Source organism: Mesorhizobium sp. M5C.F.Ca.IN.020.29.1.1, assembly GCF_003997375.1.
In the GTDB taxonomy this organism is placed as follows: Bacteria; Pseudomonadota; Alphaproteobacteria; order Rhizobiales; family Rhizobiaceae; genus Mesorhizobium; species Mesorhizobium wenxiniae.
Genome location: NZ_RZSW01000244.1, coordinates 1 through 8,814 on the forward strand (window position 1 = coordinate 1; position 8,814 = coordinate 8,814).

Sequence of the window (8,814 nt, forward strand, 5' to 3'; positions counted from 1 at the left end):
CAGGGCGAGGGCTGGTTCAAGCGCGCACCCGCCGCATTGTTCTACCGTCTGCTGCGCAAGATGGTAGACGTCGAGATGGCGCTCGATTCCGGGGATTTTCGACTTATGAGCCGCCGCGCGCTTGATCATCTCAATGCGATGCCCGAGCGTTACCGCTTCATTCGCGGCATGGTGAGCTGGATCGGCCTGAAGCAGGTGGCTTTTGCCTATGAGCGGCACCAGCGCTTCGCAGGCACCACGCATTACCCATTGAAGAAGATGGTGCTTCTGGCAATGGATGCGATGACGAGCTTCTCCATCGTGCCCTTGCGGTTCGCCTCGCATCTCGGCTTGATCTTCGGTTTTCTCGGGCTTGCTGCGCTCGGCTACACGCTCTCCTCATGGTTTGCCGGCAGCGTGTTGCCCGGCTGGACCAGCCTGGCGGCAATCGTCCTGATCCTCGGCAGCGTTCAGCTTCTTGTCCTTGGGATTTTCGGGGAATATCTCGGGCGCATGTATATGGAGACCAAGCGGCGGCCGCTTTACCTCATAAACGAGATTGCTGCCCATGATCCTGCCGCCGGGAAACTGCCCGTACATCGTCTTCAGGAAATGGCCCATGAACTGGCGAAGGGAGCCGCGCGTGCTTCAGGCCGAGTTTGATCAGTTCGCGCTGGAATATCAGCAGCAGCATGCCGCAAGTATCCGGCTGAGCGGCGAAACCCCGGATTTCTTCGCGCAGTACAAGATCGACGACGTCGCCGCAAGGCTGGCTCACTCCAACGTGAAGCCGCGGCGGATACTCGACTTCGGCGCGGGCGTCGGCAATTCGCTGGGGCCCATGCGCGCCGCATTTCCCGACAGCGAAATCACCTTGCTCGATCCCTCCTCGCAGTCGCTCGACATCGCCCGCAAGCGCTTTCCCGGCCAAGCCGATTTCAGGCACTTCGACGGCGAAACGATCCCTTATGACGACGCAAGTTTCGATCTTGCCTTCGCCGCATGCGTGTTCCATCACATCCCTGAAGACCTCCATGTCGGCCTGATCAAGGAGATCGAGAGAGTGCTGACCGGTGGTGGCAGCTTCTTTTTGTTCGAGCACAATCCCTGGAATCCGCTGACGACACACGCGGTGCGAAACTGTGCTTTCGACGAGAACGCAATTCTGATCAACAGCCGCAATTTGCGCAAGCGAATGGCTGCGGCCGGCTTCTCCAAATCCGATGTCGTCTACCGGATCTTTTTCCCACGCGTGCTCGCAAAATTGCGCCCCTTGGAGCGCTTCCTGACCAGGATGCCTGTGGGAGCCCAATATTTCGTGCATGCGGTCAAGCCTGCCGTTTGAGCGGACGCCCTGCCCTCGGATGAGCGACAAGCTGAAACCCCCAATCGATCTGCCACAGGGCGGCTTGGAGTTATGATATGAACGGGATTCAGGCGACCGTAGCGACCGTTGCGACCGCGCCGTCGGTCAACGGCGCGCAGCGGGCCAGGGCGATGTTCTGCCTGCTCGTCGCACCGCTCGTGGCATTCGCGCTTTCCGCCCACGCCCAAGCCATCCTGCAGGATCCCGACTGTTGGTGGCAGGTCAAGGTGGGGCTCGATCTGCTGGCAAATCGTACGTTCCCGCTTGTCGACAGCTATTCTCATACTTTCGCCGGCCAGCCGTGGATCGCCAAGGAATGGCTTGGACAGGTTCTCCTCGCACTCGCCTACACGACAGGCGGCTGGAACGGCGTGGTGCTGCTGATCATCTCAACCATCGCCCTGACAGCCGCGCTTCTGTCATGGTGTCTCAGCACCTGGTTGAGACCGACGGCGGCAGTGGGACTGGCCTTGTTTGCGGCGGCCTTGATCTCCCCGATCTTCACCGCGCGTCCACACATCTTCACCTTGCCCATCATCGTGATCTGGACCGCAATGCTTTTCCGCGCAGCGCGCTATGAGCAGAGACCGCCTCTGTGGCTACTTGCCCTGCTTGTCCTGTGGGCCAATCTCCACGCGACCTTTACCATCGGCTTCGTCATTGCGGCTTTCGCCGGCCTCGATGTTCTTGTGCGAACCCGCCTGTCCAACCCCGTCCTCCTTGGCAAATGGGTTGCCTTCGGACTGCTTTGCCCGGTGGTCAGCTTGATCAATCCCTACGGCATCAAGGCCATCCTTGCCACTTTCACGGTAGCCTATGGCAATGAAGCGGTTCCCTTGATTATCGAGTGGAAACCGTTCGACGCCTCGGATCAACCGTTCCAGGAAGTGGGTATCCTACTGTTCGTTTTCGCGCTGCTTGTGTCGAGACTTCGCGTCGGCTGGGCGAAAGCGCTGTTCATCGTCTTTGCCTTGCATATCTATCTCACCCATCTCCGCTTCATGTACCTGTTCTTTTTGCTGGTCCCGATCGTGCTTGCGGCCGAGATTGCCGAGCAATATCCCGCGCTTTCCCTGGCGAAATGGGTGTCCGACAGACGCGACGGGCTGGAACGGTTTTTCGCCGAGCGATTTTACCGGATCTGCGGCGTGGCAGGCGTTTTGCTGGTGGGGGCAACCGCAATGCTCACGAGCGCCTATCAGGTCGAGCCGAGCCAGAAGACTTCGGCCAAGGAAGCGCTCGCATTCGTCGAAAATAATCATTTGTCAGGCAATGTCCTGAATTCCTACAACTTCGGCGGCAGCTTGATCTTCCATGGGATCAAAACATTCATCGACGGCCGGACAGATCAGCTCTTTCTCAACGGCTTTATGAAGACAGATGCCGAGACAGGACGCAGCGGTGGAAAGCCTGTCCTCGAAGCCCAGCTAAAGAAGCATGCGATAGACTGGGCCTTGCTGACGCCGGACGACAGCCGCATTCCATTCTTCGATGAACTGGGCTGGAAGCGCGCGTATGCCGACGACTATGCCGTGATCTATACGCGCGATCGCTGATTTTCGGCAGCTTCGCGCCGGCGCACGACTTGTCTTTAAATGCCGTGCGCTGAGATCACGACAGCGAAATCCCTATAGAATTTTTATTTCTTTCCTCTTCGCCACGTCTCGAACCTTTATGGTGTTTCGAGCCATATTCTACCTGAAACACATCTCGGTCACTCTGCCGTTGTGGCGGGGTGCTTCCGTATGATTTCGGACCCGCCGTCTGCAGGTGAAGCGAGAATAAAGCGAAAAATTAGGAACACGCGCGATGGACATCATCGTTCTCGGAACAGGGTTTTTGTTTTTTACCCTGTTCTTCGCCTTCATCAAAGCCTGCGACAATCTTTAGGCGGAAGGATCGCAACATGCTTGTCGACTATATCCTGGGTGGCGCCGTGACCTTGTTCCTTCTCGCCTACCTAACATACGCCCTCGTTCGCCCAGAACGTTTCTAACGGCAACTGGCGAAGGCACGGAAAGCTACACCTATGACTTTCAACGGATGGCTACAGATCCTCGTCTATTGCGGGATCGTTTTTTTGCTCGTGAAGCCGCTCGGCGGCTACATGTATCGCGTTTTCAGCGGCGACCGCACATTCCTCTCGCCGATTTTGGGTCCTGTCGAGCGACGCCTTTATCGCATCTCGGGAACCAGCGAGCGTGAGGAGCAGCACTGGACCACCTATGCGGCGGCCCTGCTGTTCTTCAACCTGGCCGGTTTCCTGGTGCTCTACGTCCTGCAGCGGCTGCAAGGCAGCCTGCCTTACAATCCGGCCGGAATGACCGCCGTCGAACCCGGGCTCGCCTTCAACACCGCCGCCAGTTTCATGACCAACACCAACTGGCAGAACTACGGCGGCGAAAGCACGATGTCCTATCTGGTGCAGATGGCCGGCCTCACCGTGCAGAACTTCCTGTCCGCGGCGACCGGCATCGCCATCGCAATCGCGCTGATCCGCGGCTTCACCAAGGCCCCCGGCAAATCGATCGGCAATTTCTGGGTCGATATGACCCGGTGCACCCTTTACCTGCTATTGCCGCTCTGCATCGTGCTGACGCTTGTCTATGTCTATCTCGGCATACCGCAGACGCTCAGCGCCTATCTCGACGCCACAACATTGGAGGGCGCGCGGCAAACGATCGCGGTCGGGCCAGCCGCCTCGCAGATCGCCATCAAGATGCTCGGCACCAATGGTGGCGGCTTCTTTAACGCCAATGCCGCGCATCCTTTCGAAAATCCCGACGCGATCTCGAACCTGATCCAGATGGTTTCGATCTTCGCGATCGGTGCGGCGCTGACCAACGTCTTCGGCCGCATGAACGGCAACCAGCGCCAGGGTTGGGCGATCTTGACCGCGATGGGCCTCCTGTTCATCGCTGGCGTCGCCGTCTGCTACTGGGCTGAGGCGTCAGGCAATCCGCTGGTTCAAGCGCTGGGCATCGACGGCGGCAACATGGAAGGCAAGGAAACGCGCTTCGGCATCGCTTTGTCGGCCCTGTTTGCGGTCATCACCACGGCCGCGTCCTGCGGCGCGGTCAACGCGATGCATGACAGCTTCACCGCGCTTGGCGGCATGATCCCGATCATCAACATGCAGCTCGGCGAGGTCATTGTCGGCGGTGTCGGCGCCGGCCTCTACGGCATCCTGATGTACATCGTGATCGCCGTGTTCGTCGCCGGACTGATGGTCGGACGCACGCCCGAATATCTCGGCAAGAAGATCGAGGCCAAGGAGATCAAGATGGCAATGCTGGCCATTCTCTGCCTGCCGCTGGCGATGCTGATCTTCACCGCCATCGCGGTGGTGCTGCCGACAGGCGTCGCTTCGATGGCCAATGCCGGCCCGCACGGCTTCTCCGAGGTTCTCTATGCCTACACCTCGGCTGCTGCCAACAACGGCTCGGCCTTTGGCGGCCTGACCGGCAACACGACCTGGTACAATGTCACGCTCGGAATCGGCATGCTGATGGGCCGCTTCCTGGTCATCATCCCGGCTCTGGCGATCGCCGGTTCGCTGGTCGCCAAGAAAACGGTGCCCGCCTCCGCCGGCACCCTCCTGACCGACGGGCCGCTGTTCGTCGGGCTGCTGGTTGGCGTCATTCTGATCGTCGGCGGCCTCACCTTCTTCCCGGCGCTGGCAGTCGGACCGATCGTCGAGCACCTGGCTGGCATCCACGGGCAGACATTCTGAAATGGCCCCACTTTGGATCAATGTCATGGCCTGGTTCGAAACCATACGCCGCAAGATTCGATATCGAGCCGATCAGAAGGGGGCAACCCCGCCTCCTTTCCCGACCATGTCTACGTTCTTCGGCATCGCGGCCGTCATGATCGTGATCTGGCTGCTGGCCTCCGGGCTTCCGCATCTTCGTTCGGCATACGATCGATCGGCGCTATTCAACAACATCGATGCTGGAGCCACTAAATGAGCCAGTCCAAATCCGCTGTTATCATGGATGCCCGCGTCCTGCTGCCTGCCATCGACGGGGCTTTCAGGAAACTGAACCCGCGCACCTTGATGCGCAATCCGGTGATGTTCGTCGTCGCTGTAGTCTCGGCGCTCACGTCAGTCCTGTTCGTCAAGGATCTTGTCACTGGTGGCGGCAATCTCGGCTTCTCGCTGCAGATCATCATCTGGCTGTGGTTCACCGTGCTTTTCGCCAACTTCGCCGAAGCGGTCGCCGAAGGCCGAGGCAAGGCGCAGGCCGATTCGCTGCGCAAGGCGCGCACCGAGACCCAGGCCAAGCTGTTGAGCGGCGACGACCGCACCAAGTTCAAGCTGGTGCCCGGCACCAGCTTGAAGGTCGGCGATGTGGTGCTCGTCGAGGCTGGCGACATCATTCCGTCGGACGGCGAGGTGATCGAAGGCGTCGCTTCGGTCAACGAGGCGGCAATCACCGGCGAATCCGCTCCGGTGATCCGTGAATCCGGCGGCGACCGTTCGGCGGTCACCGGCGGCACGCAGGTTCTGTCCGACTGGATCCGCGTGCGCATCACCGCGGCCTCCGGCCATACGTTCCTCGACCGCATGATCTCGCTGGTCGAAGGCGCCGAGCGCCAGAAGACGCCCAACGAGATCGCGCTCAACATCCTGCTCGTCGGCATGACGCTGATCTTCGTGCTGGCGACGGCGACGATCCCGAGTTTCGCCTCCTATTCGGGCGGCTACATTTCGGTCACCGTCCTGGTCGCCCTGTTCGTCACGTTGATCCCGACGACGATCGGGGCGCTGCTTTCGGCCATCGGCATCGCCGGCATGGATCGCCTGGTGCGATTCAACGTGCTGGCGATGTCGGGCCGCGCCGTCGAGGCGGCTGGCGACGTCGACACGCTGCTGCTCGACAAGACCGGCACGATCACGCTCGGCAACCGCCAGGCGACGGCATTCCGCCCGGTCAAGGGCGTCACCGAGCAGGAGCTGGCCGACGCTGCACAGTTGGCCTCGCTTGCCGATGAAACGCCGGAAGGCCGCTCGATCGTCGTGCTGGCGAAGGAGAAATACGCCATCCGTGCCCGCGACATGGCAACACTGCATGCCGCTTTCGTGCCCTTCGCCGCGCAAACCCGCATGAGCGGCGTCGACATCGATGGCTCGTCGGTTCGCAAGGGCGCGGTCGATTCAGTGCGCGCCCACGTCAATCGGTCGACCGTCGCCACGCATGGTACGCGCCCCAGCAGCGACACCGTCCGCGACCTTCAGGCGATCGCCGACGACATCGCCAAATCCGGCGGCACGCCGCTGGCGGTCGAGCGCGACGGACGCCTTCTCGGCGTCGTCCATCTCAAGGACATCGTCAAAGGCGGCATCAGGGAACGCTTCGCCGAACTGCGCAAGATAGGGATCCGCACGGTGATGATCACCGGCGACAATCCCATGACGGCGGCGGCGATCGCGGCGGAGGCCGGCGTCGACGATTTCCTTGCCCAGGCGACCCCCGAGGACAAGCTGAAGCTCATCCGCGACGAACAGGCCAAAGGCAAGCTCGTCGCCATGTGCGGCGACGGCACCAATGATGCGCCCGCCCTTGCGCAGGCCGATGTCGGCGTTGCCATGAACACCGGCACGGTCGCCGCACGCGAAGCCGGCAATATGGTCGACCTCGACAGCGATCCGACCAAGCTGATCGAGATCGTAGAAATCGGCAAGGCGCTGCTGATGACGCGCGGATCGCTGACGACCTTTTCCATCGCCAACGACGTCGCCAAGTATTTTGCCATCATCCCGGCCATATTCGCCGTCTTCTACATCGCGCCGGGGCAAACCGCCGGTCCGTTGCAGGCGCTTAACATCATGCATCTCGCAACGCCGCAGAGCGCCATTCTCTCGGCCATCATCTTCAACGCACTGATCATCATCGCGCTGATCCCGCTGTCGCTGAGAGGCGTCAAATATCGCGCGATTGGCGCGGGCGCGCTGCTCAGCCGCAACCTTCTTGTCTACGGCCTCGGCGGCATCATTATCCCCTTCGTCGGCATCAAGGCGATCGATATGGCCATCACCGCGCTTGGCCTCGCATAAGGAATTAAGTCCATGCTCAAGCAAATCAGACCCGCGATCACCATGATCGTTTTCTTCACCATCCTTACCGGCCTGATCTATCCGATCGGCATGACCGGCATCGCCCAAGCCCTGTTCCCGCGCCAGGCCAACGGCAGCCTGATTGAGAAGGACGGCAAGATCGTCGGCTCCGAACTGATCGGCCAGGCCTTTGCTAGCGAGCGCTATTTCCGTGGCCGCCCGTCGGCAGCCGGCGACGGCTACAACGCCGCCGCTTCGAGCGGTTCGAATCTCGGGCCGACCAACCCCAAGCTGATCGACCGCATCAAGAGCGATGCCGACAGGCTGAACGTGGAAAATCCGGACCAGCCGGTGCCGGTGGATCTGGTCACGACTTCAGGCAGCGGCCTCGATCCGCATATCAGCCCCGAAGCCGCCTATTTCCAGGTCGCCAGGGTGGCCAGGGCCAGGGACGTCGATGAAGCCAGGGTCAAGTCCCTTGTCGACAGCCATATTGAGGACCGCGAGCTCGGCTTCATGGGAGAGCCGGTGGTCAATGTGCTGGCGCTCAATCTGGCGCTGGACGAGGCCACAAAGCAATGAATGGTGGGCCGGGGATCGACACCATCCCCGGCGCCATTCATGATCGATTATGATGCCGGACGACAGCCGCAACGAAACCAGACCCTCACCTGACGCGCTGCTTGACCATGCGGAGCGGGAGGCGCGCGGTCGTCTGCGGATATTCCTGGGCGCAGCACCCGGTGTCGGCAAGACTTATGAAATGCTGATGTCGGGCCGTGCAAGATTGGCCGACGGGGTGGACGTGGTGATCGGCGTCGTCGAGACGCACGGGCGGAAAGAAACCCAGGTGTTGGTCGACGGCTATGAGGTGCTTCCCCGTCGCCAGGTCGGCTACAAGGGGCGCATCCTCGAGGAAATGGATCTCGACGCCATCCTTGCCCGGCGTCCAGCGCTGGTCCTCGTCGACGAGCTCGCCCATACCAACGCGCCGGGCAGCCGCCATCCCAAGCGCTATCTCGACGTTCAGGAAATCCTAACGCACAGTATCGACGTCTACACGACGCTCAACATCCAGCATGTCGAAAGCCTGAACGATGTCGTGGCGCAGATCACGCGCGTCAGAGTGCGCGAGACGGTTCCAGACTCCGTCATCGACCAAGCCGACGACATCGAGATCATCGATCTCACTCCCGACGACCTGATCAAGCGGCTCGAGGAGGGCAAGGTTTATATCCCCAGCACCGCCCAGCGCGCCATCGAGAACTATTTCTCGCCGGGCAATTTGACGGCGCTCAGGGAACTGGCGCTCCGCCGCACCGCCCAGCGCGTCGACGAGCAGTTGCTGACCCACATGCAGGCCCACGCCATACCCGGACCCTGGGCGGCGGGGGAAAGGGTTCTCGTC

The 8,814-nt window shown here is 61.0% G+C and carries 7 protein-coding genes and 2 pseudogenes; all 9 read left to right on the forward strand.

The window, feature by feature from the left end:
- Positions 1-642 (forward strand): annotated as a pseudogene (locus EOA85_RS19495) (glycosyltransferase); the annotation flags it as partial.
- The gene (locus EOA85_RS19500) at positions 599-1,324 is read left to right on the forward strand and encodes a class I SAM-dependent methyltransferase (RefSeq protein ID WP_245485883.1); all 726 of its coding nucleotides are present in this window, start codon (positions 599-601) and stop codon (positions 1,322-1,324) included. The pseudogene EOA85_RS19495 and the gene EOA85_RS19500, both read left to right, overlap by 44 nt.
- 77 nt (positions 1,325-1,401) lie before the next feature.
- Positions 1,402-2,901 (forward strand): hypothetical protein, encoded by a 1,500-nt coding sequence (locus EOA85_RS19505; RefSeq protein ID WP_127210822.1) that lies wholly within the window; start codon positions 1,402-1,404, stop codon positions 2,899-2,901.
- A 350-nt stretch (positions 2,902-3,251) separates the two neighbouring features.
- Entirely contained in the window at positions 3,252-3,341 is a 90-nt protein-coding gene (locus EOA85_RS19510) for a K(+)-transporting ATPase subunit F (protein WP_036266998.1), read from the forward strand.
- A gap of 33 nt (positions 3,342-3,374) precedes the next feature.
- On the forward strand, positions 3,375-5,078 hold the full coding sequence (gene kdpA / locus EOA85_RS19515) for a potassium-transporting ATPase subunit KdpA (protein WP_127210823.1): 1,704 nt from the start codon (positions 3,375-3,377) through the stop codon (positions 5,076-5,078).
- A gap of 25 nt (positions 5,079-5,103) precedes the next feature.
- Positions 5,104-5,316: a hypothetical protein gene (locus tag EOA85_RS19520; protein ID WP_127210824.1), complete on the forward strand. Its 213-nt coding sequence runs from the start codon at positions 5,104-5,106 to the stop codon at positions 5,314-5,316.
- Complete coding sequence (kdpB, locus tag EOA85_RS19525; protein ID WP_127210825.1) at positions 5,313-7,406, forward strand: potassium-transporting ATPase subunit KdpB; 2,094 nt, start codon at positions 5,313-5,315, stop codon at positions 7,404-7,406. The genes EOA85_RS19520 and kdpB overlap by 4 nt, the downstream gene beginning before the upstream one ends.
- A 12-nt stretch (positions 7,407-7,418) precedes the next feature.
- Positions 7,419-7,988: a potassium-transporting ATPase subunit KdpC gene (gene kdpC / locus EOA85_RS19530; RefSeq protein ID WP_095520231.1), complete on the forward strand. Its 570-nt coding sequence runs from the start codon at positions 7,419-7,421 to the stop codon at positions 7,986-7,988.
- 52 nt (positions 7,989-8,040) lie between these two features.
- Positions 8,041-8,814 (forward strand): annotated as a pseudogene (locus EOA85_RS19535) (two-component sensor histidine kinase); the annotation flags it as partial.